This window comes from Pseudomonas sp. MAFF 730105, from assembly GCF_055380705.1.
The window spans coordinates 5,533,461-5,559,758 of sequence record NZ_AP018438.1; the positions used below are offsets into that span (position 1 = coordinate 5,533,461).

At 61.3% G+C, this 26,298-nt stretch carries 27 protein-coding genes and 1 tRNA gene; 17 read left to right on the plus strand and 11 right to left on the minus strand.

What is annotated here, in order from left to right:
• Positions 1-53 precede the first annotated feature (53 nt).
• Complete coding sequence (locus PCOSP_RS24175) at positions 54-539, minus strand: hypothetical protein (RefSeq protein ID WP_041022098.1); 486 nt, start codon at positions 537-539, stop codon at positions 54-56.
• A 171-nt stretch (positions 540-710) separates the two neighbouring features.
• On the opposite strand from PCOSP_RS24175, the gene dauA reads away from it, so the two are divergent.
• Entirely contained in the window at positions 711-2,450 is a 1,740-nt protein-coding gene (dauA, locus tag PCOSP_RS24180; RefSeq protein ID WP_464709662.1) for a C4-dicarboxylic acid transporter DauA, read from the plus strand.
• A 79-nt stretch (positions 2,451-2,529) separates the two neighbouring features.
• On the opposite strand, the gene PCOSP_RS24185 is transcribed toward dauA, so the two are convergent.
• Positions 2,530-3,003, minus strand: coding sequence for a WbuC family cupin fold metalloprotein (locus PCOSP_RS24185; RefSeq protein WP_175386191.1), 474 nt, complete (start codon positions 3,001-3,003; stop codon positions 2,530-2,532).
• 3 nt (positions 3,004-3,006) lie between these two features.
• Positions 3,007-3,564 (minus strand): hypoxanthine-guanine phosphoribosyltransferase, encoded by a 558-nt coding sequence (locus PCOSP_RS24190; protein ID WP_464709663.1) that lies wholly within the window; start codon positions 3,562-3,564, stop codon positions 3,007-3,009.
• 162 nt (positions 3,565-3,726) lie between these two features.
• Between PCOSP_RS24190 and upp the strand changes: the two genes are divergently transcribed.
• Positions 3,727-4,365: a uracil phosphoribosyltransferase gene (gene upp, locus PCOSP_RS24195; RefSeq protein WP_024778135.1), complete on the plus strand. Its 639-nt coding sequence runs from the start codon at positions 3,727-3,729 to the stop codon at positions 4,363-4,365.
• 2 nt (positions 4,366-4,367) lie between these two features.
• Positions 4,368-5,642, plus strand: coding sequence for a uracil-xanthine permease family protein (locus PCOSP_RS24200; protein ID WP_175363480.1), 1,275 nt, complete (start codon positions 4,368-4,370; stop codon positions 5,640-5,642).
• A 128-nt stretch (positions 5,643-5,770) separates the two neighbouring features.
• On the opposite strand, the gene hemH is transcribed toward PCOSP_RS24200, so the two are convergent.
• Positions 5,771-6,796: a ferrochelatase gene (gene hemH, locus PCOSP_RS24205; protein ID WP_464709665.1), complete on the minus strand. Its 1,026-nt coding sequence runs from the start codon at positions 6,794-6,796 to the stop codon at positions 5,771-5,773.
• Positions 6,797-6,809: 13 nt separating this feature from the next.
• Complete coding sequence (locus PCOSP_RS24210; RefSeq protein WP_464709666.1) at positions 6,810-7,709, minus strand: TIGR01777 family oxidoreductase; 900 nt, start codon at positions 7,707-7,709, stop codon at positions 6,810-6,812.
• Between the two features lie 196 nt (positions 7,710-7,905).
• On the opposite strand from PCOSP_RS24210, the gene PCOSP_RS24215 reads away from it, so the two are divergent.
• The 6 genes from PCOSP_RS24215 to PCOSP_RS24240 all read left to right on the plus strand — a co-directional run bounded on the left by PCOSP_RS24215 (position 7,906) and on the right by PCOSP_RS24240 (position 13,648).
• Positions 7,906-8,892, plus strand: a complete 987-nt coding sequence (locus PCOSP_RS24215) for an NAD(P)/FAD-dependent oxidoreductase (RefSeq protein ID WP_139644835.1) — start codon at positions 7,906-7,908, stop codon at positions 8,890-8,892.
• 176 nt (positions 8,893-9,068) lie between these two features.
• Entirely contained in the window at positions 9,069-10,028 is a 960-nt protein-coding gene (locus tag PCOSP_RS24220) for a YbgA family protein (RefSeq protein WP_139644834.1), read from the plus strand.
• The gene (locus tag PCOSP_RS24225; protein ID WP_175386187.1) at positions 10,028-10,966 is read left to right on the plus strand and encodes a MerR family transcriptional regulator; all 939 of its coding nucleotides are present in this window, start codon (positions 10,028-10,030) and stop codon (positions 10,964-10,966) included. Before PCOSP_RS24220 ends, PCOSP_RS24225 begins: the two co-directional genes overlap by 1 nt.
• 13 nt (positions 10,967-10,979) lie before the next feature.
• Complete coding sequence (phrB, locus tag PCOSP_RS24230; RefSeq protein WP_464709667.1) at positions 10,980-12,434, plus strand: deoxyribodipyrimidine photo-lyase; 1,455 nt, start codon at positions 10,980-10,982, stop codon at positions 12,432-12,434.
• Between the two features lie 121 nt (positions 12,435-12,555).
• A complete protein-coding gene (locus PCOSP_RS24235) occupies positions 12,556-13,314 on the plus strand; it encodes an SDR family NAD(P)-dependent oxidoreductase (protein ID WP_139644828.1) in 759 nt (252 codons plus the stop codon).
• A gap of 28 nt (positions 13,315-13,342) precedes the next feature.
• Positions 13,343-13,648 (plus strand): YkgJ family cysteine cluster protein, encoded by a 306-nt coding sequence (locus tag PCOSP_RS24240; protein ID WP_024778144.1) that lies wholly within the window; start codon positions 13,343-13,345, stop codon positions 13,646-13,648.
• A gap of 182 nt (positions 13,649-13,830) precedes the next feature.
• Here PCOSP_RS24240 and PCOSP_RS24245 read toward each other — a convergent pair whose 3' ends face one another.
• From PCOSP_RS24245 to hemA, 6 genes are all read right to left on the minus strand, one after another.
• A complete protein-coding gene (locus PCOSP_RS24245; protein WP_139644826.1) occupies positions 13,831-14,349 on the minus strand; it encodes an acyloxyacyl hydrolase in 519 nt (172 codons plus the stop codon).
• A 115-nt stretch (positions 14,350-14,464) separates the two neighbouring features.
• Complete coding sequence (murI, locus tag PCOSP_RS24250; protein WP_464709668.1) at positions 14,465-15,256, minus strand: glutamate racemase; 792 nt, start codon at positions 15,254-15,256, stop codon at positions 14,465-14,467.
• The gene (locus PCOSP_RS24255; RefSeq protein WP_139644822.1) at positions 15,249-16,004 is read right to left on the minus strand and encodes a molybdopterin-synthase adenylyltransferase MoeB; all 756 of its coding nucleotides are present in this window, start codon (positions 16,002-16,004) and stop codon (positions 15,249-15,251) included. Before PCOSP_RS24255 ends, murI begins: the two co-directional genes overlap by 8 nt.
• On the minus strand, positions 15,998-16,828 hold the full coding sequence (gene prmC, locus PCOSP_RS24260) for a peptide chain release factor N(5)-glutamine methyltransferase (RefSeq protein WP_464709669.1): 831 nt from the start codon (positions 16,826-16,828) through the stop codon (positions 15,998-16,000). Before prmC ends, PCOSP_RS24255 begins: the two co-directional genes overlap by 7 nt.
• A gap of 14 nt (positions 16,829-16,842) precedes the next feature.
• On the minus strand, positions 16,843-17,925 hold the full coding sequence (gene prfA, locus PCOSP_RS24265; RefSeq protein ID WP_139644818.1) for a peptide chain release factor 1: 1,083 nt from the start codon (positions 17,923-17,925) through the stop codon (positions 16,843-16,845).
• Positions 17,922-19,211 carry a glutamyl-tRNA reductase gene (hemA, locus tag PCOSP_RS24270; protein ID WP_175386176.1) on the minus strand — a complete coding sequence of 430 codons (1,290 nt, stop codon included), beginning with the start codon at positions 19,209-19,211 and terminating at the stop codon, positions 17,922-17,924. The genes prfA and hemA overlap by 4 nt, the downstream gene beginning before the upstream one ends.
• Positions 19,212-19,383: 172 nt before the next feature.
• Between hemA and PCOSP_RS24275 the strand changes: the two genes are divergently transcribed.
• The 8 genes from PCOSP_RS24275 (at position 19,384) to ychF (ending at position 26,292) form a co-directional block, all read left to right on the plus strand.
• Positions 19,384-21,108 (plus strand): tetratricopeptide repeat protein, encoded by a 1,725-nt coding sequence (locus tag PCOSP_RS24275; protein WP_139644812.1) that lies wholly within the window; start codon positions 19,384-19,386, stop codon positions 21,106-21,108.
• Positions 21,109-21,112: 4 nt separating this feature from the next.
• On the plus strand, positions 21,113-21,730 hold the full coding sequence (gene lolB / locus PCOSP_RS24280) for a lipoprotein insertase outer membrane protein LolB (RefSeq protein WP_139644810.1): 618 nt from the start codon (positions 21,113-21,115) through the stop codon (positions 21,728-21,730).
• Position 21,731: 1 nt separating this feature from the next.
• The gene (gene ispE / locus PCOSP_RS24285) at positions 21,732-22,583 is read left to right on the plus strand and encodes a 4-(cytidine 5'-diphospho)-2-C-methyl-D-erythritol kinase (protein ID WP_464709670.1); all 852 of its coding nucleotides are present in this window, start codon (positions 21,732-21,734) and stop codon (positions 22,581-22,583) included.
• Positions 22,584-22,620: 37 nt separating this feature from the next.
• Positions 22,621-22,695 (plus strand) — tRNA-Gln (locus tag PCOSP_RS24290).
• A 47-nt stretch (positions 22,696-22,742) separates the two neighbouring features.
• Complete coding sequence (locus tag PCOSP_RS24295) at positions 22,743-23,684, plus strand: ribose-phosphate pyrophosphokinase (protein ID WP_003205529.1); 942 nt, start codon at positions 22,743-22,745, stop codon at positions 23,682-23,684.
• Positions 23,685-23,821: 137 nt separating this feature from the next.
• Positions 23,822-24,424 (plus strand): 50S ribosomal protein L25/general stress protein Ctc, encoded by a 603-nt coding sequence (locus PCOSP_RS24300; RefSeq protein WP_024778154.1) that lies wholly within the window; start codon positions 23,822-23,824, stop codon positions 24,422-24,424.
• A 161-nt stretch (positions 24,425-24,585) separates the two neighbouring features.
• Positions 24,586-25,170 (plus strand): aminoacyl-tRNA hydrolase, encoded by a 585-nt coding sequence (gene pth / locus PCOSP_RS24305; RefSeq protein ID WP_024778155.1) that lies wholly within the window; start codon positions 24,586-24,588, stop codon positions 25,168-25,170.
• 21 nt (positions 25,171-25,191) lie between these two features.
• The gene (ychF, locus tag PCOSP_RS24310; protein WP_139644806.1) at positions 25,192-26,292 is read left to right on the plus strand and encodes a redox-regulated ATPase YchF; all 1,101 of its coding nucleotides are present in this window, start codon (positions 25,192-25,194) and stop codon (positions 26,290-26,292) included.
• Positions 26,293-26,298 lie beyond the last annotated feature (6 nt).

The window sequence follows — 26,298 nt, forward strand, 5'->3', positions numbered from 1 at the left end:
CCAACTCGCACAGTTCACGGGGCAGGCAGTTTACCCCCGGCAGGCCCCGGCGCTCAACGCGGGTGTACCGCTCCGGTGTGCAGATCGGCCCAGACGTGGCCGTTGGCATAGCTGAGGAACTGCACATACACCGTGTCATTGCGCAGCAGATCGATGACCGCCCGATAATGCGCCTGTGGATAAGACAGGGTCAGGGTCTTGCTCGCCTCGTCAAAGACCGGTTTCTTCAGGCTCTTGCTTTCGCCATCGAAGTTGAGGATCACCTGATTGATGGTGGCGCCTTTGTTCAGGGGCTTGCCCTTGAGGCGCACCAGCAACGGCGAAGTCACCGGTATCGGTTGCTGGTTGGACTGACGCTGATTGCCCAGTACCACCGAGTACTCGGTAACTTGCAGCAGTTGCTGCTGTTCGGGCTGCTCCTGGCGCACGGTCAGGTCGTCGGGCGGCAGGAACTGGCTGTGCATCGGCGCGGCAACGGCCACCAGCGGCAGGCTGGAAATCAGAAGCAAGGCGGCACGGCGGCGGATCGATACAATCATGACAGGCTCCGGGATCTTGGCCCCGCACTCTAGCATGAGCATGACCAGTAAAAATAAACGATCCAGGTCAATACCGGGGGACGCCGTAGCAGGCATACTCAAAGGGCCATCATTCTGTCCCTCACCACAGGGAACTCGGTATTGTTTGCCCATTCCTTTTGAGGAGTACCCATGTCCTTCTCCGCGCCACCTCTATTCGCCGCCTGGCGCCAAAGCTGGCGGGCCGGTTATACCCTTGAACGCCTGCGGGGCGACCTGGTGGCCGGGCTGACGGTCGGGATCATCGCCATCCCCCTGGCGATGGCCTTGGCAATCGCAGTGGGCGTGCCGCCGCAACACGGCTTGTACACGGTGCTGGTGGCCGCACCGCTGATCGCCCTGACCGGCGGCTCGCGTTTCAACGTGAGCGGGCCGACAGCTGCATTCGTGGTGATCCTGCTGCCTATCACCCAGCAATACGGGCCAGGCGGCCTGCTGTTGTGCACGATGCTGGCCGGATTGATTCTGATTGCCCTGGGACTGATGCGCGCCGGGCGTCTGATCCAGTACATCCCTTATCCCGTCATCCTCGGTTTCACCGCTGGCATCGGCGTGGTCATCGCCACCCTGCAACTGAAAGATCTATTGGGCCTGACGACTGTCGGCCAGGCCCGACATTACGTCGAACAACTGGGCGAGCTGATCGTGGCACTGCCGGGCGCCCACCTCGGTGACAGCCTCATCGGTGTCGTGTGCCTGGCGGTTCTGGTCATCTGGCCGCGCTGGATTCCGCGGGTGCCAGGCCACTTGGTCGCCCTGCTGGTCGGGGCATTGCTGGGCTGGGCACTGGAGCGCGGCGGGTGGCCAGTGGCAACGTTGGGGGAACGCTTCAGTTACGTGGTCGATGGCATCAGCCATCCGGGAATTCCACCGTTCCTGCCAAGCTTCGACTGGCCCTGGAATCTTCCTGACGGCCAGGGGCGGCCGTTGGTGCTGTCCTACGACCTGATCCGACAGTTGCTGTCACCCGCCTTCGCCATCGCCATGCTCGGTGCCATCGAGTCGCTGTTATGCGCCGTGGTGGCGGACGGCATGACCGGCAGCAAACACGATCCCAACGCAGAGCTGATGGGCCAGGGCCTGGGCAACCTGGTGGCGCCGCTGTTCGGCGGCATCACCGCCACCGCCGCGATTGCCCGCAGCGCCACCAACGTGCGCAGCGGCGCATCTTCGCCCTTGGCATCGATCATCCACAGCCTCGTGGTACTGGCGGCGATCATGCTGTTGGCGCCGCTGTTCAGCTACCTGCCCATGGCCGCGCTGGCGGCGCTGCTGGTGATGGTCGCCTGGAACATGAGCGAAGCCGGGCACGTGCTGCACACCTTGCGTATCGCCCCGCGCAGCGATGTGCTGGTGCTGCTGACCTGCCTGGGCCTGACAGTGCTGTTCGACATGGTCCTGGCGGTCTCCGTCGGCCTGCTGCTGGCGGCCGGGCTGTTCATCAAGCGCATGAGCGAGCTGACCGACAGCGCCGAACTGCCGCGGCACTTTCACCAGGCGCTACTGGATATGCCTGAGCACGTGCGTTGCTACGGAATTCGCGGCCCGTTGTTCTTCGGTGCGGCAGAAAAAGCCCTGGATGTGCTGCGTCGGTTCGATCCGGGAGTCCGCGTCGTGGTGGTAGAGATGAGCGCCGTGCCGATGCTGGACATGACGGCACTGGCTGCGTTTGAAAACATCCTGAAGGACTACCGCAAGCACGATATCGGCCTGATCCTGGTAGCGACCACCCCGAGAGTGCGCCTGAAGCTACGCCGCGCCGGCATCCATCGCGAGCAGCGCCAACTGGCGTATGTGCAGACTCTGGAGCAGGCACGGATCAAGAGTGAGCATTGGCTGGCGGCTTGTGGGAGCAAGGCTTGCCCGCGATGAAGCTGACGCGGTCTGCCTTCGAAACCGAGGCGCCTGTTCGCGAGCAAGCTTTGCTCCCACAAAATATCCTGTTGGGCGCTCAGTCGAACTGCGCGCGCATCCAGGTGTGGTACTCAGCCACACCCGACTCGCCTTCCCGAGGCGCCCAGTGGGCCATCTCGCCCTCACCCACTGGCCGGTAAGGGCCAGCCTTGCACTCGAACATCAAGCTGTCGGCTTCCAGCACCACCAGGCCGTGATACACGCCGGCCGGCAGGTCGACGCCGAGGCAATCGCCACCGGCCTGGAGGATGCGCTTGTCCGTCACCGCACCGGCTTCGTCAAAGATCAACACACCCAGGCGGCCCTTGAGCACCAGCAGGGTTTCTGCCTTGTCGGCACCGAGGTGGCGATGGGGCGGGATGTAGGTGGAAGGTTGCAAACCCACCGCCATCCGATGACAGGGCTCGTCCATCTGATGGAAGTTATGGTGCTGCCGGCCGCGAGGGCTGGCCGCGGCTTTCTCGGCCAGCTCATCGAACAGCGTTTGGTCCAGGAAACCCGGGCGAGTCATCGATCACATGCCCTTGACGGCGAAAATACCGTTGGCGTTGCGCCAGTAACCCTTGTAATCCATGCCATAACCGAAGATGTAGCGGTCGATGCATGGCAAGCCGACAAAATCGGCCTTCAGGTCGGGACGAGCCTTGCGGTCGTGGTCCTTGTCGATCAACACAGCGGTGTGCACGGCGCGGGCGCCGGCATGCCGGCAGAAGTCGATGATCGCGCCCAGGGTGTGCCCTTCGTCGAGGATGTCGTCGATGATCAGCACGTCACGGTCGATGAACGAGACTTCCGGCTTGGCTTTCCAGAACAGGTCGCCGCCGCTGGTTTCGTTGCGATAACGGGTGGCATGCAGGTACGACGCCTCCAACGGGAAGTTCAGGTAGGTCAGCAGCTTGCCGGAGAAGATCAGCCCGCCGTTCATGACACAGAACACCACCGGATTGGAATCGGCCAGTTGGTCGTTGATCTGCGCACCGACCCGGGCAATGGCTGCTTCGACTTCGGCTTCGGTGTACAGGCAATCAGCCTCCGCCATGATTTGACGGATATGCTCGATATCAGCGGACATGTTGCTCTCCAGGGGTGCAGGTTCGGAAAAGCGGGCAAAGGTACGCATCCCGCCCGGCCAGATCAAGGGTTTGTGGACTAACGTTCTGTATTGTCTATAGGACAAGCCATCGGGATAGATTAATCTAGCCCGGTTTTTTTGCCCGCCGCCGGAGCCCTCCCCATGCCTATCCTCGAGATCCGCCATCCGCTGATCAGACACAAACTCGGCCTGATGCGCCGCGCCGATATCAGCACGAAGAACTTTCGCGAGCTCGCCCAGGAAGTCGGTGCGCTGCTCACCTACGAAGCCACCAAGGACCTGCCACTGGAATCCTACGAGATCGATGGCTGGGCCGGTGCGGTCCAGGTGGAGAAAATCGCCGGCAAGAAGATCACCGTGGTGCCGATCCTGCGCGCCGGCATCGGTATGCTCGAGGGCGTGCTGAGCCTGATCCCGGGTGCCAAGGTCAGCGCCGTGGGCGTGGCTCGCAACGAAGAAACGCTGCAGGCCCACACCTACCTGGAAAAGCTGGTACCGGAAATTGACGAGCGCCTGGCCATGATCATCGACCCGATGCTCGCCACCGGCGGTTCCATGGTCGCCACCATCGACCTGTTGAAAAAGGCCGGTTGTCGCGACATCCGCGCCATGGTCCTGGTTGCCGCCCCCGAAGGCATCAAGGTGGTCCAGGACGCTCACCCGGACGTGACCATCTATACCGCCTCCATCGACCAGAAACTCAACGAGCATGGCTACATCATCCCGGGCCTGGGCGATGCCGGCGACAAGATCTTCGGCACCAAGCAGAAGGACGCCTGAGCATGCAGGACGAGTTCAACGATCCGCTCTGGCGCCAGGTACTGTCCGGCGCACAGATGCTGTTCGTCGCCTTCGGCGCTCTGGTGTTGATGCCGCTGATCACCGGGCTGGACCCGAACGTCGCGCTGTTTACCGCAGGTCTGGGAACGATTCTGTTCCAGATCGTCACCGGACGGCAGGTACCGGTGTTCCTGGCGTCGAGCTTTGCCTTCATCACCCCGATCATTCTCGCCAAGGGCCAGTTCGGCCTCGCGGCGACCATGGGCGGCGTGATGGCGGCCGGTTTCGTCTATACCTTCCTGGGCCTGGCCGTGAAGATCAAGGGCACCGGTTTCATCGACCGGCTGCTGCCGCCAGTGGTCATCGGCCCGGTGATCATTTCCATCGGCCTGGCGATGGCGCCGATTGCCGCGAACATGGCGATGGGCAAGGCCGGCGACGGCACTGAGCTGATCCACTACCAGACCGCGATGATGATCTCGATGCCGGCCCTGCTCACCACGCTGATTGTCGCGGTGTTCGGCAAAGGTATCTTCCGTCTGGTGCCGATCATCTCCGGCGTGCTGGTAGGCTTCGCCATGGCGTTTTTCTTCGGCGTGGTGGATACCGGCAAAATCGCCGCCGCGCCATGGTTCGCGCTGCCGGCCTTCACCGCTCCCGCGTTCAACTGGCAGGCGATCCTGTTCATCGTGCCGGTGGCCCTGGCGCCGGCCATCGAGCACATTGGCGGGGTGATTGCCGTGGGCAGCGTGACCGGTCGCGACTACCTGAAAAAGCCGGGCCTGCATCGGACCCTGCTCGGTGACGGCATCGCCACCACCGCAGCCGGTCTGTTTGGCGGTCCGCCCAACACCACCTATGCCGAAGTCACCGGCGCGGTGATGCTGACCAAGAACTACAACCCGAAAATCATGACCTGGGCGGCGATCTTTGCCATCGCCCTGGCCTTCATCGGCAAGTTCGGCGCATTGCTGCAAAGCATCCCGGTACCGGTCATGGGCGGGATCCTGTGCCTGTTGTTCGGTTCGATTGCAGCGGTGGGCATGAACACCCTGATCCGTCACAAGATCGACCTGGGCGAAGCGCGCAACCTGGTGATCGTTTCGGTGACACTGGTGTTCGGCATCGGCGGCGTGCTGGTGGGAACCGGCACCGGCCCGGATGACTTCGGCCTCAAAGGCATCGCGCTGTGCGCGGTGGTGGCGATCGGGCTGAACCTGCTGCTGCCAGGTAACGATGGTTGGAAGCAGAAGAAGGCGGATGAACCGCTGCTCTGAGATGTTGCCTGACATGGCCCCATCGCGAGCAGGCTCGCTCCCACACTGGATCTCGGTTGGTCACAAAATCTGTGTACACAACCCACCCCATGTGGGAGCGAGCCTGCTCGCGATAGGGCCCGTGAATGTTACAACGCGATCGGCGCCCGTTCGCACAACCTGCTCAACGCCTTGGCCCACTGTGGCTGATCATTGAGACACGGCACTAACACCAACTCCTCTCCCCCGGCCTCGCGGAACTGCTCGCGCCCGCGGTCACCGATTTCTTCCAGGGTCTCGATGCAGTCGGCCACGAACGCCGGACACATCACCAACACCTTCTTGACCCCGCTTTTGGCCAATTCTTCCAGGCGCGCTTCGGTGTAGGGCTCGATCCATTTGGCGCGGCCGAGCCGGGACTGGAACGACACCGACCATTGGCCGTCCTTGAGCCCCATCTGCCGAGCGAACAGTTCGGCCGTGCGAATGCACTGGGCGCGGTAGCACGTCGCAATGACCTCCGGCGGCGCGTTCTTGCAGCAGTCGGCATCCTTGAAGCAATGAAACCCGGTCGGGTCGAGCTTGGTCAGGTGCCGCTCCGGCAAGCCATGGAAACTCAACAGCAGGTGATCGTAATCCTGCATCAGATAGGGCTTGGCGCTGGCAACCAGCGCGTCGAGGTATTCCGGCTGATCGTAGAACGGCTGAAGAATCGAGAACTGCACGTCGAGCTTCTTTTCCCGCACGACCCGCTTGGCCTCTTCGATCACAGTGGTGACGGTGCTATCAGCGAACTGCGGATACAACGGCGCCAGGGTGACCTTCTTGTGCCCCAGGCTCGCCAGGCGCACCAGCGCCGACTCGATGGACGGCTCGCCGTAACGCATCGCCAGTTCCACCGGCCCCTGGGTCCACTGGGCGACCATAGCCTGTTGCAGCCGGCGGCTGATCACCACCAGTGGCGACCCTTCCTCCCACCAGATCGAGGCATAGGCGTGGGCCGATTGCTCAGGGCGCTTGATCAGGATCAGCGACACCAGCAAACGTCGCACCGCCCATGGCAAGTCGATGACGTAAGGGTCCATCAGGAATTGATTGAGGTAGCGGCGTACATCGGCCACCGAAGTGGAGGCAGGCGAACCCAGATTCACCAGAAGCAACGCGTGATCGGTCATGCAACGTCCTATTTCAAAAGCGGCTGGACAAGTCGTCCAGTGCCGCAGGCAAATCCGTGAACCGGAAAGTGAAACCCGCCGCCTGCAACCGGGCCGGCGTGGCGCGCTGGCCGCCCAGCAACAGCAGTGACAACTCCCCCAGTGCGATTTTCAGTACCAGCTCCGGCATCGGCATCACGGCGGGCCGATTCAACACGTGCCCCAGGGCCTTGGCGAAATCGCGATTACGCACCGGGTTCGGCGCGCAGGCATTATAAGGACCGCTGGCGTCATCGCGGTGCAGAAGAAAATCAATCAGGGCGATTTGATCATCGATGTGGACCCATGGCATCCATTGCCGCCCATTGCCGATACGCCCACCCAGCGCCAGTTTGAAGGGCAATAGCAGCCGCGACAAAAAGCCGCCCTCGGCGGACAGGACCAGGCCGGTGCGAACCAGTACCACACGTATGCCCATGGCCTCGGCCCGTTGCGCGGTTTCTTCCCAGGCGATACACAGCTGGCTGGCGAAATCCTCGCTGACCGGCCCCGACTCCTCGGTCAATTCCCGTTCGCCGCCGTCGCCGTACCAACCCACCGCAGAACCTGAAATCAACACGGCGGGTTTGCGCTCGCAGCGCTCCAGCCACGCCAGCAAAACCTCGGTCAGGGTAACGCGGCTGCTCCACAACAACATCTTGCGCTTGTGGGTCCAGGGTCGATCGGCAATCGGCGCGCCCGCGAGATTGACCACCGCGTCCACCGGCTCGTCGATCTCATCGAGCTTGGCGATTCCCCGCACTTGCGCACCGCAGATTTTGGCCACCTCTTCGGCTCGGCGGCTCCATACCGTCAAGCGATGTCCCTGCTCCGACCAGAGGCGGCAGAGCTGACGTCCGATCAAACCAGTACCGCCGGTCAGCAATATGTGCATGAGATGATCCTCGCAGCGCGTTTTACCTGGCCCATTAGTCTATTTTTATAAGCAGGGATTTTTCGTATCGGACAGGGTCTGTGTTTAACAATAGGTCAACCTGTTCAAATGCGAACGGTAAAACTTATACCAAAAACCCAAATTGTACAGATTTACGCGACGGCGTAGTCTGTACAGAAAGGTAAACGAGGCCCCCATGACTGTACCCATCGCAATCATCGGTACCGGCATCGCCGGACTCTCAGCCGCCCAGGCCCTGACGGAGGCCGGGCATGTCGTTCAACTCTTCGATAAAAGCCACGGCAGCGGCGGGCGCATGTCCAGCAAACGCAGCGACGCTGGCACCCTGGACATGGGCGCGCAATATTTCACCGCCCGTGATCGCCGCTTCGTCACCGAAGTCCAGCGTTGGCAGGCCAACGGCTGGGCGGCGGAGTGGAACCCGCAACTCTACAACTTCCAGGACGGACAACTGACCCCTTCCCCGGACGAACAGACCCGCTGGGTCGGCACCCCGCGCATGAGCGCCATCACCCGCGCCCTGCTCGGCAAGTTGCAAGTGCAGTTCTCCTGCCGGATCACCGAGGTATACCGCGGCCAGGAACACTGGCACTTGCAGGACGCGGAAGGCTTCACCCATGGCCCCTTCGGCCAGGTCGTCATCGCCACTCCCGCGCCCCAGGCCACCGCGTTGCTGGCGGCCGTGCCGAAACTGGCCGGGGTAGCGGCCGGCGTGAAGATGGACCCGACCTGGGCCGTTGCCCTGGCCTTCGAACAGGCGTTGGATACCCCCATGGAAGGTTGCTTCGTGCAGGACAGCCCCCTCGACTGGCTGGCCCGTAACCGCAGCAAACCGGGACGCGACAGCAAGCTCGACACCTGGGTATTGCACGCCACCAGCGACTGGAGCCGGCAACACATCGACCTGCCCAAGGAAGCGGTGATCGAACACCTGCACGGTGCCTTCGCCGAACTGCTGCACAGCGCCATGCCCGCCCCGAGCTTCAGCGTGGCCCATCGCTGGCTCTACGCCCGCCCTGCCGGCAACCATGAGTGGGGCGCCCTGGCCGATGCCGACCTGGGCTTGTACGTGTGTGGCGACTGGTGCTTGTCCGGCCGGGTCGAAGGTGCCTGGCTCAGCGGCCAGGAAGCCGCGCGGCGCTTGCACGCCAGCCTCCAGTAGATCGCGTCATCCTGCACCCTCCGCTGCTGTCGAACGAGACGGCAGCCTGCCCGCGAATAACGCCAGCGGCCTCTCCCCTCATGCGAACCGGGTTGACTTGTACAGCCATGGATCTATGATGAATAAAATTGTACAAGCACACATAAATTGTACAAGTTTATACACCAGAGGTGCCCATGCCCGACTCAGCCATGATCCGCCCGAAAATAGCCATCAGCGCTTGCCTGATGGGAGCCGAAGTTCGCTTCAACGGCGGGCATAAGCAGTCACAGCTGTGCAGCCGTCTCGCGGAACACTTTGATTTCGTGCCGGTCTGCCCGGAAGTCGCCATCGGCCTGGGCATTCCGAGAGAGCCGATCCGCTTGGTGGGCGATCCCGAACACCCCGAAGTGGTCGGCACGGTGACACAGGACCTCAACGTGACCCGTCCCTTGGTCAATTACGCTCGGCAAATGGCTGCGGAACTGGATGACATCTGCGGCTACATCTTCATGCAGAAATCGCCGTCATGCGGACTGGAGCGGGTCAAGGTCTACGACCATAACGGCGCGTCGCAGCCAGGTGGCGGGCGAGGCGTCTACGCCCAGGCATTCTGCGACCTCCACCCGGACTTGCCGGTGGAAGAAGACGGCCGCCTCAACGATCCGGTGCTGCGGGAGAACTTCCTGACCCGGGTGTTCGCCTACGCCGCCTGGCAGCCGCTGCGCCGCAAGGGCCTGACCCGGCGGGACCTGATCGCGTTCCACTCGCGCTACAAATACCTGCTGATGGCTCACAACCCCGTGCAGTACAAAGTCCTGGGCAACCTGTTGGGCAACATGGGCAAGACCGACCCCAACGAGTTGGGCCCGCAATACTTCAGCGCCCTGATGGCCGCCCTGAAAAAATGCGCCACCCGCCGCACCCATACCAATGTATTGCAGCACCTGAGCGGTTATCTCAAACGCGCCATCGACGCCGAGGACAAACAGGAAGTTCAGCATCTCATCGCCCAGTACCGCCTCGGCATCGTACCGCTGGTCGTGCCACTGACCCTGCTCAAACATCACCTTCGCCAACATCCCGATCCCTACCTGGCGCAGCAGGTCTACCTGCAACCGCACCCGGAAAATCTCAGTTTGCGGAACGCCATCTGATGAAAGGCGATACCGACTCCAGCGCAGGTGAAGACCTTGGCGCCGATTTCGCCCAGGCCCTGGCGGAAGGCTGGCTTCCCATACGCGAGGTGGCGCGGCGAACCGGTGTCAACGCCGTGACGTTGCGAGCCTGGGAACGCCGTTATGGCCTGATCGTGCCGTTGCGGACCCCCAAGGGCCATCGGTTGTTCAACGCCGAACATGTGCAGCGAATCCTGAGTATTCTCGCCTGGATCGACCGAGGCGTGACGGTCAGCAAGATCAAGCCCTTGCTCGACACACCGCAGCCGCCCAGCGAGCCGCTGGACAGCGATTGGCAGCAACAGCGTCGCGCCCTCGTGCTGGCAGTGACACAACTGGCCGAGCGCCAGGTCGATGACCTGGTGAACCAGGCAATGGGGTTGTACCCGCCCTGGACGGTGTGTGAACAGCTGCTGCTGCCGTTGCTGGAGGAGATGCAGTTGCGCTGGCAGGGCCTGTTCGGCGCGCAATTGGAAAGGGTGTTCCTGTACTCCTGGCTGCGCAGCAAATTCGGCAGTCGGATCTACCACAACAACCGTCAGCTACGCGGCGCGCCGCTGCTGCTGGTCAACCATTCGGACGTTCCCCTGGAACCCGGCCTGTGGCTCACCGCCTGGCTGGCGAGCAGCGCCGATTGCCCAGTGGAAGTCTTCGACGGGCCGATACCGGCGGGCGAACTGGCCTTGGCGGTCGAGCGCCTCAAGGCCCGCGGCGTACTGCTGTATTCCAGTCACGCCCTGAACCTGTCGCAACTGCCCAGGCTGCTGAACGGAATCGACTGCCCGATCTTCATTGCCGGCACCGCAGCCTCGATCCATCACGCCAGACTTTCCGCCAGCGGCTCGATGAAGGACATCACCTGGGCCGAAGACCCTTTATCGGCCTACCGCGAGCTGAGTCGCAAAGCACTTCTTTGAAATGGAAAACCCCATGCAACTGATCTGGCTGCGCAGTGACCTGCGCCTGAACGACAATACCGCGTTGGCGGCAGCCGCGGCCCAGGGGCCTTGCGTGGCGGTGTACCTGACGAGTCCCGGGCAATGGCGCGCCCATGATGATGCGCCATGCAAGATCGATTTCTGGCTGCGTAACCTGGCTTCGTTGAGCGCAGCCTTGAGCGAACTGAACATCCCCTTGCTGATCCGCCATGCGCCGCACTGGGATCAGGCTCCGTCGGTACTGCTCACGCTGTGCCGCGAACTGAACATCGACGCGGTGCATGTCAACGAAGAATACGGAGTGAATGAAGCCCGGCGCGATGCCGAAGCAGCCCGAAGCCTGAAAGCCCAGGGCATCGCTTTTCACAGCTACCTCGACCAGTTGCTGTTCAAGCCCGGCAGCGTACTGACCCGGACCGGCAGTTATTTCCAGGTGTTCAGCCAATTTCGCAAAGTCTGCTACAGCCGCTTGCACCTTTCGCTGCCGAAGCTGATCCGCGCACCGTCCCGGCAGGCACCGACCGGTATCCACAGCGATCCGGTGCCAACGCAGGTAGAAGGGTTTGCCCTTCCCAGCGACTCCCTGCGCACCCTCTGGCCCGCCGGTGAAAACGAAGCCCGGCGACGCCTCGACACCTTTGTCGATCAACACCTGGACTTCTACCAAAGCGAACGGGACTTCCCGGCCAGGCCCGGTACCAGCCAGCTTTCGGCTTATCTGGTGGCGGGTGTGGTCTCGCCGCGCCAGTGCCTGCACGCCGCATTACAAGCCAACCAGGGCGAATTCGAGAGCGGAAGTGTCGGAACCGTGACCTGGATCAATGAATTGCTCTGGCGTGAGTTCTATAAACACATTCTAGTGGGCTTTCCTCGTGTGTCCCGTCATCGCGCGTTCCGCCCGGAAACCGAAGCCCTGACCTGGCGCAATGCGCCTGAAGAACTGACAGCTTGGAAGCAGGCTCGCACCGGTTTGCCAATCATCGATGCAGCCATGCGCCAATTATTGGAAACAGGATGGATGCATAACCGTTTACGAATGGTCGTCGCGATGTTCCTCACCAAGAACCTGCTGATCGACTGGCGCGAAGGCGAACGCTTTTTCATGCAGCACTTGATCGACGGTGACCTGGCCGCCAACAACGGCGGCTGGCAATGGAGCGCTTCCACCGGCACGGATTCGGCGCCCTGGTTCCGCATCTTCAACCCCTTGAGCCAATCGGAGAAATTCGACCGTGAGGGCCGGTTTATCAAACGCTGGTTGCCTGAGCTGAACGATCTGGATACGCAAGAGGTCCATAATCCTTTGGGCGGATTGTTTGGTCGCGCGAACTACCCGGCGCCGATCGTCAATCTCAAACAATCCCGGGAGCGTGCGCTGGCGGCTTTCAGGAATCTGCCGGCGCGACAACAGGCCATGTCCGAAAAGCCGGGCGATCAGCGAACATGAAATTAGCGAAATCCAGGGTCGCGTCCAACTATGCGAGATATAGTCAGACTAAACGCAAGGACTTTGCTGTGAATGGCCGCTACCCGTCGCGGCGTGCCGCCCCGATCAAAAGGAGTATGGAATGGGTCAGAGACCACCACGGCGATATTGGCTGACGGGCGCTGGTAACGGAGTCGGCGCTTCGTTGGCCCAGGCAATACTCGAAACCGGGGCGAACCTGGCCATCAGTTCACGCTCTGCTCAATCCTGCGAAGCCCTCTCGACACGTTATCCAGGCCAGGTATTGAGGATGCACGGCGACTTGACCGACGGCCAGACGGTACGTGACATCACTGATCAGATCGCTCAGCAGTGGGGGGCGCTGGACACGCTGATCCTGAACGCCGGCACCACCGAGTACGTCAACGGTCAGCTCCCCGACGCTTCTCTCATCGAACATATTGTGCGCAGCAACCTGTTGGTCGCCAGCCTTTGCATCGAAACAGCCTCGCCATTGCTGCGTGCCGGCACCGCGCCCCTGCTGGTGGGAATCATCAGCCCGGCAACTTACCTGCCACCGTCCCATACCGAGGGCAGCAGTGGAGCAATGCGTTATCTATTCGAATCGGCTCGCGCCTCCGAACACATCGACGTAACGCTCGTTCGCCCGGACTTCGATAGCGCGCTTGGGAGCCTGGCGAATTTTCCGGCCACACCAGGGGCGGCGGACGAATCGGCCGCTTACATCCTGAGCCAGTTGGTCGAACGGCCTCAGGAAGTGCTGCTCCCGATCACGGCCCTGGCCGCGCTGTGGCCGTTACCGCCATCGGGCCAGACGGCACAGGCGGACATCGATCCTCGTCAGATAAGCGCCACCTCACCGATCAAGGGTCGACCCTGAGCGGCCCGCTTGCCTTACACTGCGCGCCATGGAAACCATCCCTCTTGCTGACCTCACCGCACCGACCGTTACGTGTTCAACGTGCGCGGCGTGCTGCTGCCAATTGGAAGTACTGCTGATCACCGACACCGGCGTCCCGCAACGCTTCATCGCCACGGACGATTGGGGTGGGGAAGTGATGTTGCGCCTCGATGACGGCTGGTGCGCGGCGCTGGATCGCGACAGCATGAAGTGCACCATCTACGAAAAGCGCCCGCTGATCTGTCGGGAGTTCGAAATGGGGGCACCGGAATGCATTGAAGAACGCCGCGGGATTACGACGGCGTATCGGTAGAACATCACCGCCACTATCGCGAGCAGGCTCGCTCCCACAGGGATCAGCGGGGGATATCAGACTCGCGGCTACCCGCGAAACAGTGTGGGAGCGAGCCTGCTCGCGATAGCGGTAGCGCAGTCGACATCAAAGCCAACTGCACCAGCGCCGTTGCAAGCAACTGCTCCCCACAGGTTCAGGTATTACAACGGCATCGTGTAGTGCAGGGCGTAGCTTTCCACGCCATCGTTATCCGACTTGATGCCCGCGTTGGAATAGTGAGTGGCGCGAATGCCCACTTCATGTCCGCCAGTGAAGCGCAGGCCAAAGCCGATGCGGTCTTCGAACTGGAACGAGCTACCGAGCTTGTTATCTTCCAGCTCGGTCTTGTCGAACAGCGCAACGCCTATGCCGGCCTCGACGTAAGGCTTCACGCTTTCACCGGAAAATTCATACACGAAGACCGGCGAAAACGACAGGCTGTGGTTACTGGACGTCTTATCCCCTTCCCAGTAAGTGTAGGCACCGCTCCAGTAGCCGGTCAGACGGCCTACGTCGCTTTGCCACCAACTCTTGTCCCAATCGAATTGCATCCCCAGACGATAAGTCATGGTCGAGTCGCTGGTCTGGCCGACCCCGAACTCCACACCTGCTGCCTGTGCGGTATAGGTGTGCCCCAGCAATGCAGCCGCAAATGCGGCAAAGCAGAATAAGCGCTTCATTAGAAACATCCTTTTCCGAACGACATAGTTAGTTTTTTGTTACAAACAGACAAAAGTATAGAAATCCGCGCCGGAACAGAAGTTCAGCAGCATTTACGGAATTTTCACATTTTGCTTACAGAGAGAAGCTTCGCACAAGGCCAGACGAATGCCATAGCGTCGGTAGGATATTTCTTAAATGTGTCGGATCAGCGCTCGTCCAAAACTGCGTTTCGCTGGCCGGTCCCTTCGCCAACAACCCACGCTCGGCCAACAGGCGCTGAAGTTGCCGGGCCACGGCTGCACCGGTGTCGATCAGGCTGATGTGGTCCGGGATCATTTGCTTGAGCAATGGCCTGAGGAACGGATAGTGCGTGCAGCCCAGGATCAGCGTATCGCAGCCCGCTGCAAGCAACGGGTCAACGTAATGTTGCAACAACTGATACAACGCCGGACTGCGCAAGTCACCTGCCTCGATCAGTTCCACCAGTCCCGGGCACGGTTGAGTGATGACCTGCACATCGGTGGCGAAACGGTCGAGCAAGGCGGCGAATTTGGCGCTCTGCAAGGTACCGGTGGTGGCCAGTACGCCGACAATACCGCTGCGGGTGGCGGCGGCGGCCGGCTTGACTGCCGGCTCCATGCCAACGATGGGCCACTGGGGGAAATCGCGACGCAAATCAGCCACCGCTGCGACCGTTGCGGTGTTGCACGCCACCACCAGTGCCTTGGCGCCCTGGCAAAGGAGAAAATCGGCAATGATCGCGCAGCGCTGTCGGATGTATTCCGGCGTTTTTTCGCCGTAGGGGATATGCCCGCAGTCAGCCACGTACAACAGCGACTCGTTCGGCAGCAGCCGACGGATTTCCCCCAGCACCGACAACCCGCCGACGCCCGAGTCGAGGACACCGACCGGCGCTTCACTCATGTGGGTCACCACAGACACTGCAGGCCGGGTCACGCTTGACCCGCAACTCGCGGAACCGCGTACTCAGGGCATCGATCAACAGCAGGCGCCCTACCAACGGCTCACCAAAACCGGCCAGCAACTTCAAGGCTTCGAGGGCTTGCAAACTGCCCACCAGGCCCACCAGCGGCCCAAGCACCCCTGCTTCGCTGCAGGTCAACTCGGCCTCGCTGCCATGGCCATAGAGACAGTGGTAGCAAGGGCTTTCGGGACGGCGTGGGTCGAACACCGACAGCTGGCCCTCGAGACGGATCGCCGCCCCGCTGACCAGCGGCTTGCGCGCCGCAACACATGCCGCGTTGACCGCGGTACGCGTCGAGAAATTATCGGAACAGTCCAGCACCAGATCCACCCCCGCGACAGCCGCGGCCAGGCTGTCCTCGTCCATGGCCGTCGGATGAGGCACCAGTCGCACCTCGGGATTGATCGCCGTGAGACGACGCTGGGCCGAATCGACCTTGCTCAGGCCGATGCTGTCGGTGTCATGGATGATCTGGCGTTGCAGGTTGGTCAGGTCGACCGTATCGAAGTCCGCCAGGTGCAGTTCGCCAACGCCGGCGGCGGCCAGATACAACGCCACCGGCGCACCAAGGCCGCCGAGACCGACGATCAATGCACGACTTTGCTTGAGGCGCAGTTGGCCGTCGATGTCGACATGTTGCAACAAAATCTGCCGGCTGTAGCGCAACAGCTCCTGATCGTTCAGCACGGCAGGCACCCCAGGCTGATGCGTTCATGGCCGCCCAGGTCCTTGCGACTGTGGACCTCGGCGAAACCCTGAGCCTGCAACAGATCCCGCACCGCCTCGGCCTGATCGTAACCGTGCTCGAGCATCAGCCAGCCGCCCGGTGTCAGGTGATCCGGCGCCTGGGCAATGATCTCGCGCAGGTCATCGAGCCCATCCTGGCCCGCGACCAATGCACTGGCAGGTTCGAAACGCACGTCGCCTTCGGCCAGGTGCGGATCGGCGGTGGCAATATAAGGCGGGTTGCTGATGATCAACTCGAAACGCTCCCCCTCCAAGGCGCTGAACCAGTGACTGCTCAACACCGTGACGTTGACCAGACCAAGGCGCTGACGATTGCGTTCAGCGAGGGCCACGGCCTCCAGCACCCTATCGACCGCCGTGACCTTCCAGGCCTGGCGCTCGCTGGCCAGCGCCAGGGCAATCGCGCCGCTGCCGGTGCCCAAGTCCAGGACCCTGGCCGCAGTGGGCGGCAACAAAGCCAGCGCGGTTTCCACCAGCAACTCGGTGTCGGGACGCGGGATCAGGGTATGGGGCGCGACTTCCAGGTCGAGCTTCCAGAAGCCCTGCTGCCCCAGGATATAGGCCACCGGCTCGCCGGAACGACGACGACGCAGGTATTCGGAAAACAGCAGGGCGGCCTCGCTTGGCACGATCCGCTCGGGCCAGGTGTGCAGGAAGCTGCGGGACTTGCCCAGCGCAGCCGCCAGCAGTAACTCGGTATCCAGTTTTGGCGTGGGTGAATCCGGCAGCTCGGCGGCGCGTAGCAGACTGGCGATGATGGTCATGTGTTCACCTTTGTTTACTCGCCAATCGCGGCCAATTGGTCGGCCTGGTATTCGGCCAGCAGCGGTTCGATCACGGCATCGACACCACCGGCCAGAATTTCATCCAGGGAATACAAGGTCAGGTTGACCCGGTGATCGGTGACCCGGCCCTGGGCAAAGTTGTAGGTGCGGATGCGCTCGGAACGATCCCCCGAACCCACCAGCAACTTGCGCTCGCTGGCGATGGCATTGGCGGCGGCACTGGTCTGCTGGTCGTTGAGCTTGGCCGACAGCCAGGCCATGGCCCGGGCGCGGTTCTTGTGCTGGGAACGCTCTTCCTGGCATTCGACCACGATACCCGAAGGCAAGTGGGTGATGCGGATCGCCGAGTCAGTCTTGTTGACGTGCTGGCCGCCCGCGCCGGAGGAACGGTAGGTGTCGATCCGCAGGTCCGCCGGATTGATTTCGATGGCTTCCTGTTCGTCCGGTTCGGGCAATACCGCCACCGTGCAGGCCGAGGTATGAATACGCCCCTGGGATTCGGTGGCCGGCACACGCTGTACACGGTGGGCCCCGGACTCGAACTTCAGCTTGCCATAGACGTTGTCGCCTTCGACCCGAGCGATGACTTCCTTATAGCCGCCATGCTCCCCTTCGTTCTCCGACAGGATCTCCACGCGCCAGCCACGCCGCTCGGCGTAGCGCGAATACATGCGAAACAGGTCGCCGGAAAAGATCGCCGCTTCATCGCCGCCAGTACCGGCGCGGATTTCCAGGAACACGTTACGCCCGTCGTTCGGATCCTTGGGCAGCAACATGCGCTGCAGATTGCTTTCCAGCTCGACCAATTGTTCCTTGGCCTCACGCACTTCCAGAGCCGCCATTTCCCGCAGGTCCGGGTCGCTGTCCTTGAGCAGTGCCTGGGCACCGGCGAGGTCGTCCTGAATTTTGAGCAACTGTTTATAGGTCGCGACAATCGGCTCGACTTCCGCGTACTCCTTGGAATAGGTGCGGAATTTGTTCTGGTCGGAAATGACTTCGCCATCGCCCAGCAAGGCGGTCAGTTCTTCGAAACGGTCCTGGAGGGTGTCCAGTTTATTGAGCAGTGACGCTTTCATTGCGATTTCTTATCCGAAAAGCTATCCGGTGAACCCTCACCGAGGGCAAAGAGTTCCTGGGCCATGGCCAGTGCATCGAGGCGGCCCTCTGCGGTCAGTTTCTTGAGCTGGACGCTGGGGGCGTGGAGCAATTTATTGGTCAGGCCACGGGCCAGTTGCACCAGCACTTCCTCAGCGCTGCCGCCGTTGGCCAGCAGGCGCTGGGCCTTTTGCAGCTCCTCATCGCGCAGGCGTTCGCTCTGCTGACGATAGGCCTTGAGCACATCCACCGCGGCCAGCTCGCGCAGGCGCACCATGAAGTCCTCGGCGCCAATGGAGATCATCTCCTCCGCCGCCTGGGCTGCGCCCTGCCGGCTCTTGAGGTTTTCGGCGACCACTTCGTGCAAGTCGTCGACGCTATAAAGGTACACGTCGTCCAATTCGCCGACTTCCGGCTCGATGTCCCGGGGTACGGCAATGTCCACCATGAAGATCGGCTTGTGCTTGCGCAGCTTCAGGGCGCTTTCCACCGCGCCCTTGCCGAGGATCGGCAACTGGCTGGCGGTGGAACTGATGACGATGTCGCTGTGCACCAGCTCGGCCGGGATATCCGACAGCAGTACCGCGTGGGCACCGAACTGTTCGGCCAGGATACTGGCCCGCTCCAGGGTCCGATTGGCGACGACAATGCGCTTGACCCCCAGGTCGTGCAAATGGCGGGCGACCAGGGTGATGGTCTCGCCGGCACCGATCAGCAGCGCCTGGCTGCGTTGCAGATCGCTGAAAATCTGTTTTGCCAGGCTGACGGCGGCAAACGCCACGGACACCGGGTTCTCGCCAATGGCCGTGTCGGTGCGTACCTGCTTGGCGGCGTTGAACGTGGCCTGGAACAACCGCCCCAGCAGCGGGCCGACCGTACCGGCCTCGCGAGCCACGGCATAGGCCGACTTCATCTGGCCGAGGATCTGCGGCTCGCCCAGCACCAGAGAATCGAGCCCGGAGGCGACACGCATCATGTGACGAACGGCCGCATCGTCCTCATGCACATAGGCACTGGCACGCAGCTCCTCGAGGCTCAGGTCGTGGTATTCGGCCAGCCAGCGCAGCACGGCATCGACCGAAACATGATCCTGTTCTATATAAAGCTCACTGCGATTGCAGGTGGAGAGGATCGCAGCCTCACGGCTCTCGGTGAGCCGGCAGAGCTGCTGCAGGGCCTCCACCAGCTGCTCAGGCGTAAAGGCCACGCGCTCGCGGACGTCTACTGAAGCAGTCTTGTGGTTGATACCAAGTGCAAGGAAGGCCATTCAAGGTCGCTGATGGTGACGTGAAGCCGGCAATTGTCCTACTTCGCCAGATCCAGAACAACCACTGCATCTCTATCGCCCTCCCTCGCTTCGTAAATCGACGGGGCGGTTATGTTTGACCGAAGGCTTGTGTCATGATGATCCGACCGCAGGTTAGTCGTCCTCTTCCTATATGAATAGATCTTCCGCGTTGCTCCTCGCTCTTGCCTTGCTCAGCGGCTGCCAATCCATGGCCCCCGTTTCGACGGACGGTACGCCGCCGGTCGAAGACAGCACGCAGGCACCTGAAAAACCCAAGGTCTACGGCTCGTTCAGCGAAGAAACCATCTTCAGCCTGTTGAGCGCCGAACTGGCAGGCCAGCGCAATCGCTTCGACATTGCGCTGGACAACTACGTGACCCAGGCCATCAATACCCAGGACCCGGGCATCTCCGAGCGGGCGTTTCGCATCGCCGAGTACCTGGGGGCCGACCAGGCTGCGCTGGATACCGCGATGATCTGGGCCCGCAATGCCCCAGACGACCTCGAAGCGCAACGCGCCGCCGCCGTGCAACTGGCACGCGCCGGGCGCTACGACGACGCCATGACCTACATGGAGAAAGTCCTGCAGGGCAAGGGGGATACCCACTTCGATTTCCTCGCGCTATCGGCTGCCGATACCGACCAGGAAACCCGCAGCGGCCTGATGAAGAGCTTCGACCGCCTGTTGGAACGCCATCCGAACAACGGTCAGTTGATTTTTGGCAAGGCCCTGCTGCTGCAACAGGATGGCGACGCCCAGGGCGCCCTCACCCTGCTGGAAGACAACCCGCCGGAAGCCGGCGAAGTGGCGCCGATCCTGCTGCGCGCTCGCCTGCTGCAAGGCTTGAACCGCGGCGACGAAGCACTGCCTCTGCTGGAAAAAAGCATCAAGAAGTATCCGGACGACAAGCGCCTGCGCCTCACCTACGCCCGCATGCTGGTGGAAAACAACCGCATGGACGATGCCAAGGTGGAGTTCTCCAGCCTCGTCCAGCAATACCCCGAAGACGACGAATTGCGCTACTCCCTGGCACTGGTCTGCCTGGAAGCCAAAGCCTGGGATGAGGCCAAGGGCTATCTGGAAGACCTGATCGCCCGGGAAAGCCATGTCGACTCGGCCCACCTGAACCTGGGTCGCATCGCCGAAGAACGCAACGACCCGGAAAGCGCGCTGATCGAGTACGCCCAAGTCGGCCCGGGCAACGACTACCTGCCGGCGCAGTTGCGCCAGGCCGATATCCTGATCGGCAACGGCAAGACGGCCGAAGCCCAAAGTCGCCTGGCCGTACAGCGCGACGCCCAGCCGGACTACGGCATTCAGCTGTACCTGATCGAAGCCGAGACGCTGTCGGCCAACAATCAGAGCGACAAGGCCTGGAACGTGCTGCAACAGGCCTTGAAGCAATACCCGGACGATCTGAACCTGTTGTACACCCGCGCCATGCTGGCGGAAAAACGCAACGATCTGGCCCAGATGGAAAAAGACCTGCGCCTGATCATCCAGCGTGACCCTGACAACGCCATGGCCCTGAACGCCCTCGGCTATACCCTGTCGGACCGCACCACCCGCTACGCCGAAGCCAAGGTATTGATCGAGCAGGCCCACCAGCTCAACCCGGAAGACCCGGCGGTGCTCGACAGCCTCGGCTGGGTGAATTTCCGCCTGGGCAACCTCGACGAAGCCGAGCGCCTGCTGCGCCAGGCCCTGGAGCGCTTTCCCGACCAGGAAGTCGCCGCTCACCTGGGCGAAGTCCTGTGGGCCGCAGGCAAACAACGCGAGGCCCGGCAGATCTGGAGCAAGTTCCTCAAGGACCAGCCCGACAGCCCCATCCTGCGCGGTACCATCAAACGCCTGACCGGATCAGAGACCCTTTAAGATCATGTTTTTGCGCCACATCATCGTTTTCAGCTTCATCGCCCTGCTCGCCGGCTGTGCGGGCTTCGGCGCCCGCGAATCCGTCCAGGGCCACGGCAACCCGGCCCAGTGGCGCGAACACAAGGCACAACTGAGTGGCCTCGACGGCTGGCAGATCGACGGCAAGATCGGCATCCGCGCGCCGAAGGACTCGGGCAGCGGCACGCTGTTCTGGCTGCAACGCCAGGACTACTACGACATCCGCCTGTCCGGGCCGCTGGGACGTGGCGCGGCGCGCCTGACCGGCCGGCCGGGGCAGGTTTCGCTGGAAGTCGCCAACCAGGGCCGCTACGAGGCTCCCACGCCCGAAGCCCTGCTGGAAGAGCAACTGGGCTGGAAATTGCCGGTTTCCCACCTGACCTGGTGGGTGCGCGGGCTGCCGGCGCCAGACAGCAAGAGCCGGTTGACCCTCGACGCCGACAGCCGCCTGTCCAACCTGGAACAGGACGACTGGCAGATCGAATACCTCAGCTATGCCCAGCAGAACGGCTACTGGCTGCCCGAGCGAATCAAACTGCACGGCAGCGACCTGGATGTCACGCTGGTGATCAAGCAATGGCAGCCACGAAAGCTGGGGCAATGACATGACCGCTGTGCGCCTGACCCTGCCCTCCCCGGCCAAGCTCAACCTGATGTTGCACATCCTGGGTCGTCGTCCGGACGGCTACCACGAGCTGCAGACGATTTTCCAGTTCCTGGACTACGGCGATGAAATCACCTTCGCAGTGCGCGAGGATGGTGTCATCCGCCTTCACACCGAGTTCGAAGGCGTTCCCCACGACAGCAACCTGATCGTCAAGGCTGCAAGAAAACTCCAGGAGCAATCCGGTTGTTCGCTGGGCATCGACATCTGGATCGAAAAAATCCTGCCCATGGGCGGCGGTATCGGTGGCGGCAGCTCGAACGCGGCAACGACCCTGCTCGGGCTCAATCACCTGTGGCAGCTCGATTGGGACGTCGACCGCCTGGCGGCGCTGGGCCTGACGCTAGGGGCCGACGTGCCGGTTTTCGTGCGTGGCCACGCGGCTTTTGCCGAAGGCGTAGGGGAGAAACTCACGCCCGTAGAGCCCGAGGAACCCTGGTACCTGGTACTCGTGCCGCAAGTCTCTGTAAGTACAGCAGAAATTTTTTCAGATCCACTGTTGACACGTAACTCTCCTCCCATTAAAGTGCGCCCCGTTCCCAAGGGAAACAGTCGAAATGACTGCTTACCGGTGGTAGCAAGGCGTTATCCAGATGTTCGTAACGCTTTGAATTTGTTAGGTAAATTTACCGAAGCAAAACTCACCGGAACTGGAAGTTGTGTGTTTGGGGGCTTCCCAAGCAAAGCTGAAGCTGATAAAGTCTCGGCCCTTCTGACAGAGACCCTTACAGGGTTTGTAGCGAAAGGAAGCAACGTTTCGATGTTGCATCGCAAGCTGCAAAGTCTGCTCTAAAAGGAATCGAGTGCTGGGCACTCGCAGCAACAGATACAGGGGCGTCGCCAAGCGGTAAGGCAGCAGGTTTTGATCCTGCCATGCGTTGGTTCGAATCCAGCCGCCCCTGCCATTTTCCTATACTCATCCAGGTATACCCTCAGCCTTCAGGTACTGCGCGTGTCCAAGATGATGGTCTTTACGGGGAACGCTAACCCCGATCTGGCTCGGCGTGTCGTACGTCAGCTGCATATCCCTCTCGGTGACATTTCTGTCGGTAAGTTCTCCGACGGCGAAATCACTGCCGAGATCAATGAAAACGTCCGCGGTAAAGACGTCTTCATTATTCAGCCGACTTGCGCTCCGACCAACGATAATCTGATGGAACTCGTCGTGATGGCTGATGCCTTCCGCCGTTCCTCGGCTACTCGTATCACTGCTGTTATTCCTTACTTTGGTTATGCCCGCCAGGATCGCCGTCCGCGTTCCGCGCGTGTAGCAATCAGCGCGAAAGTCGTGGCTGACATGCTCACCGTCGTCGGCATCGATCGTGTGCTCACGGTTGACCTGCATGCTGACCAGATCCAGGGTTTCTTCGATATTCCCGTAGACAACATCTACGGCTCCCCAGTCCTGGTGGATGACATCGAAGATCAGCGCTTCGAGAACCTGATGATCGTGTCCCCGGACATTGGTGGCGTCGTGCGTGCACGGGCAGTTGCCAAATCCCTGGGCGTGGATCTGGGTATCATCGACAAACGCCGTGAGAAAGCCAATCACTCCGAAGTGATGCATATCATTGGTGACGTCGAAGGGCGTACCTGTATCCTGGTCGACGACATGGTCGATACCGCCGGCACCCTGTGCCACGCGGCCAAGGCCTTGAAAGAGCATGGCGCAGCCAAGGTCTTTGCCTACTGCACACACCCTGTGCTGTCGGGTCGGGCAATCGAGAACATTGAAAATTCCGTGCTGGACGAGCTGGTGGTGACCAACACCATCCCGCTGTCCGCTGCCGCACAAGCCTGTGTACGTATCCGTCAACTGGATATCGCACCGGTAGTTGCCGAGGCGGTTCGCCGCATCAGCAATGAAGAATCGATCAGCGCGATGTTCCGCTAAGGGCCCTGCCCTTACATGACATCCCGTTGACGAAAAGCGCCCCGCCCCAACACTCATGTTGGGGCGGGGCTTTTTTGCCCATCCGCTTTGACGTCGGTCGCAGACGTCACCCGGAATGGCTATTTTGGAGATACAAAATGACTGATTTCATCCTGAACGCCCAAGCGCGTACCGACCTGGGGAAAGGTGCGAGCCGCCGCCTGCGTCGTCTCGCCAGCCAGGTTCCTGCCGTTGTATACGGTGGTGACAAGGCCCCTGAGTCCATCACCATGCTGGCCAAAGAAGTGGCCAAGCTGTTCGAAGACGAGGCTGCTTTCAGCCACGTGATCGAGCTGAACGTTGATGGCAAGAAGCAGAACGTCATCGTTAAAGCGATGCAGCGTCACCCGGCCAAGCAGTTCATCATGCACGCTGACTTCATTCGCGTCGTGGCTGGCCAGAAACTGACCGCTACCGTTCCAGTGCACTTCATCAACGAAGCTGCCCCGGTCAAGAAAGGCGGCGAAATCTCGCACGTGACTTCCGAGCTGGAAGTGTCCTGCCTGCCGAAAGACCTGCCTGAATTCATCGAAGTCGACCTGGCTGACGCCGAAGTCGGCACGATCATTCACCTGTCTGACCTCAAGGCCCCTAAAGGCGTTGAGTTCGTTGCCCTGGCACACGGTGATGACAAGGCTGTTGCCAACGTCCACGCTCCACGTGTTGCTCCAGAAGCTACCGAAGAAGGCGCTGCAGAGTAATTTCACTCTGTCGCCGGAGTGACCGGAAAACATCGCGGACTGGAACGTAGCGAGACAGCGGGCGGTAACGCGAAGTTTACTTAACGGTAGATCCGCATTGTTCGTCCACTGTCGCTACATCTGATCGCGACGTTATCCACACTCCAGGAAGGGCCCCTATCGTGACTGCCATCAAACTGATCGTTGGCCTGGGAAATCCAGGCACCGAATACGAACAGACCCGGCATAACGCAGGGGCCCTTTTTGTTGAGCGCATCGCGCACGCACAAGGCGTCAGCCTGGCGGCCGATCGCAAGTATTTCGGCCTGACCGGACGCTTCTCGCATCAAGGTCAGGATGTTCGCCTGTTGATTCCCACCACCTACATGAACCGTAGCGGCCAGGCCGTGGCGGCATTGGCTGGCTTCTTCCGCATCAAGCCTGAAGAAATCCTGGTGGCCCACGACGAACTCGATCTGCCTCCGGGCGTCGCCAAGCTCAAGCAGGGCGGCGGCCATGGCGGTCACAACGGGTTGCGCGACATCATCGCGCAGCTGGGTAATCAGAATACCTTTTACCGCCTGCGGCTTGGCATCGGCCACCCGGGCGTAGCCAGCATGGTTTCAAATTTTGTCCTGGGTCGCGCGCCTCGCGCCGAACAGGAAAAACTCGATGCCAGCATCGACTTTGCCCTCGGCGTGCTGCCGGATATCCTCGCCGGTGAATGGAACCGCGCGATGAAAAACCTGCACAGCCAGAAGGCCTGACTCTTACCGAGGGGAAACACCATGGGATTCAATTGCGGCATCGTCGGCCTGCCTAACGTCGGCAAGTCCACCCTGTTCAACGCCCTGACCAAATCCGGCATCGCGGCCGAGAACTTCCCCTTCTGCACCATCGAGCCGAACAGCGGTATCGTGCCGATGCCGGACTCGCGCCTGGACGCACTGGCGGCCATCGTCAACCCCAAGCGCATCCTGCCGACCACCATGGAGTTCGTCGACATCGCGGGCCTCGTAGCCGGTGCCTCCAAAGGCGAAGGCCTGGGCAACAAGTTCCTGGCCAACATCCGTGAAACCGACGCCATCGCCCATGTGGTGCGCTGCTTTGAAGACGAGAACGTGATTCACGTCTCCAACAGCGTCGACCCGAAGCGCGACATCGAGATCATCGACCTGGAACTGATCTTCGCCGACCTCGACAGCTGCGAGAAGCAACTGCAGAAAGTCGCCCGCAACGCCAAGGGTGGCGACAAGGACGCAGTGGTCCAGAAAGGCCTGCTGGAGCAATTGATCGCTCACTTCACCGAAGGCAAGCCTGCACGCAGCCTGATGAAGAACATGAGCACCGATGAGAAACTGGTGATCAAGGGCTTCCACCTGCTGACCACCAAGCCGGTCATGTACATCGCCAACGTCGCCGAAGACGGTTTCGAGAACAACCCGCACCTGGACGTGGTCAAGGCCATCGCCGAAGAAGAAGGCGCCGTGGTGGTTCCGGTCTGCAACAAGATCGAAGCGGAAATCGCCGAGCTGGACGATGGCGAAGAGAAAGACATGTTCCTCGAGGCCCTGGGCCTGGAAGAGCCTGGCCTGAACCGCGTGATCCGCGCCGGCTATGAAATGCTGCACCTGCAGACCTACTTCACCGCCGGTGTCGAAGAAGTCCGTGCCTGGACCGTGCGTGTCGGTGCCACCGCACCGCAAGCCGCTGGCGTGATCCACACCGACTTCGAAAAAGGCTTCATCCGTGCCGAAGTCATCGCCTACAACGACTTCATCCAGTACAAGGGCGAAGCCGGTGCCAAGGAAGCCGGTAAATGGCGTCTGGAAGGCAAGGAATACGTCGTCAAAGACGGCGACGTGATGCACTTCCGCTTTAACGTCTAAATCGTA

Coding starts and splice junctions, on each gene's coding strand:
- PCOSP_RS24175 (WP_041022098.1), bottom strand. CDS start 539: ATGATTGTATCGATCCGCCGCCGTGCCGCCTTGCTTCTGATTTCCAGC.
- dauA (WP_464709662.1), top strand. CDS start 711: ATGTCCTTCTCCGCGCCACCTCTATTCGCCGCCTGGCGCCAAAGCTGG.
- PCOSP_RS24185 (WP_175386191.1), bottom strand. CDS start 3,003: ATGACTCGCCCGGGTTTCCTGGACCAAACGCTGTTCGATGAGCTGGCC.
- PCOSP_RS24190 (WP_464709663.1), bottom strand. CDS start 3,564: ATGTCCGCTGATATCGAGCATATCCGTCAAATCATGGCGGAGGCTGAT.
- upp (WP_024778135.1), top strand. CDS start 3,727: ATGCCTATCCTCGAGATCCGCCATCCGCTGATCAGACACAAACTCGGC.
- PCOSP_RS24200 (WP_175363480.1), top strand. CDS start 4,368: ATGCAGGACGAGTTCAACGATCCGCTCTGGCGCCAGGTACTGTCCGGC.
- hemH (WP_464709665.1), bottom strand. CDS start 6,796: ATGACCGATCACGCGTTGCTTCTGGTGAATCTGGGTTCGCCTGCCTCC.
- PCOSP_RS24210 (WP_464709666.1), bottom strand. CDS start 7,709: ATGCACATATTGCTGACCGGCGGTACTGGTTTGATCGGACGTCAGCTC.
- PCOSP_RS24215 (WP_139644835.1), top strand. CDS start 7,906: ATGACTGTACCCATCGCAATCATCGGTACCGGCATCGCCGGACTCTCA.
- PCOSP_RS24220 (WP_139644834.1), top strand. CDS start 9,069: ATGCCCGACTCAGCCATGATCCGCCCGAAAATAGCCATCAGCGCTTGC.
- PCOSP_RS24225 (WP_175386187.1), top strand. CDS start 10,028: ATGAAAGGCGATACCGACTCCAGCGCAGGTGAAGACCTTGGCGCCGAT.
- phrB (WP_464709667.1), top strand. CDS start 10,980: ATGCAACTGATCTGGCTGCGCAGTGACCTGCGCCTGAACGACAATACC.
- PCOSP_RS24235 (WP_139644828.1), top strand. CDS start 12,556: ATGGGTCAGAGACCACCACGGCGATATTGGCTGACGGGCGCTGGTAAC.
- PCOSP_RS24240 (WP_024778144.1), top strand. CDS start 13,343: ATGGAAACCATCCCTCTTGCTGACCTCACCGCACCGACCGTTACGTGT.
- PCOSP_RS24245 (WP_139644826.1), bottom strand. CDS start 14,349: ATGAAGCGCTTATTCTGCTTTGCCGCATTTGCGGCTGCATTGCTGGGG.
- murI (WP_464709668.1), bottom strand. CDS start 15,256: ATGAGTGAAGCGCCGGTCGGTGTCCTCGACTCGGGCGTCGGCGGGTTG.
- prmC (WP_464709669.1), bottom strand. CDS start 16,828: ATGACCATCATCGCCAGTCTGCTACGCGCCGCCGAGCTGCCGGATTCA.
- prfA (WP_139644818.1), bottom strand. CDS start 17,925: ATGAAAGCGTCACTGCTCAATAAACTGGACACCCTCCAGGACCGTTTC.
- hemA (WP_175386176.1), bottom strand. CDS start 19,211: ATGGCCTTCCTTGCACTTGGTATCAACCACAAGACTGCTTCAGTAGAC.
- PCOSP_RS24275 (WP_139644812.1), top strand. CDS start 19,384: ATGAATAGATCTTCCGCGTTGCTCCTCGCTCTTGCCTTGCTCAGCGGC.
- lolB (WP_139644810.1), top strand. CDS start 21,113: ATGTTTTTGCGCCACATCATCGTTTTCAGCTTCATCGCCCTGCTCGCC.
- ispE (WP_464709670.1), top strand. CDS start 21,732: ATGACCGCTGTGCGCCTGACCCTGCCCTCCCCGGCCAAGCTCAACCTG.
- PCOSP_RS24300 (WP_024778154.1), top strand. CDS start 23,822: ATGACTGATTTCATCCTGAACGCCCAAGCGCGTACCGACCTGGGGAAA.
- ychF (WP_139644806.1), top strand. CDS start 25,192: ATGGGATTCAATTGCGGCATCGTCGGCCTGCCTAACGTCGGCAAGTCC.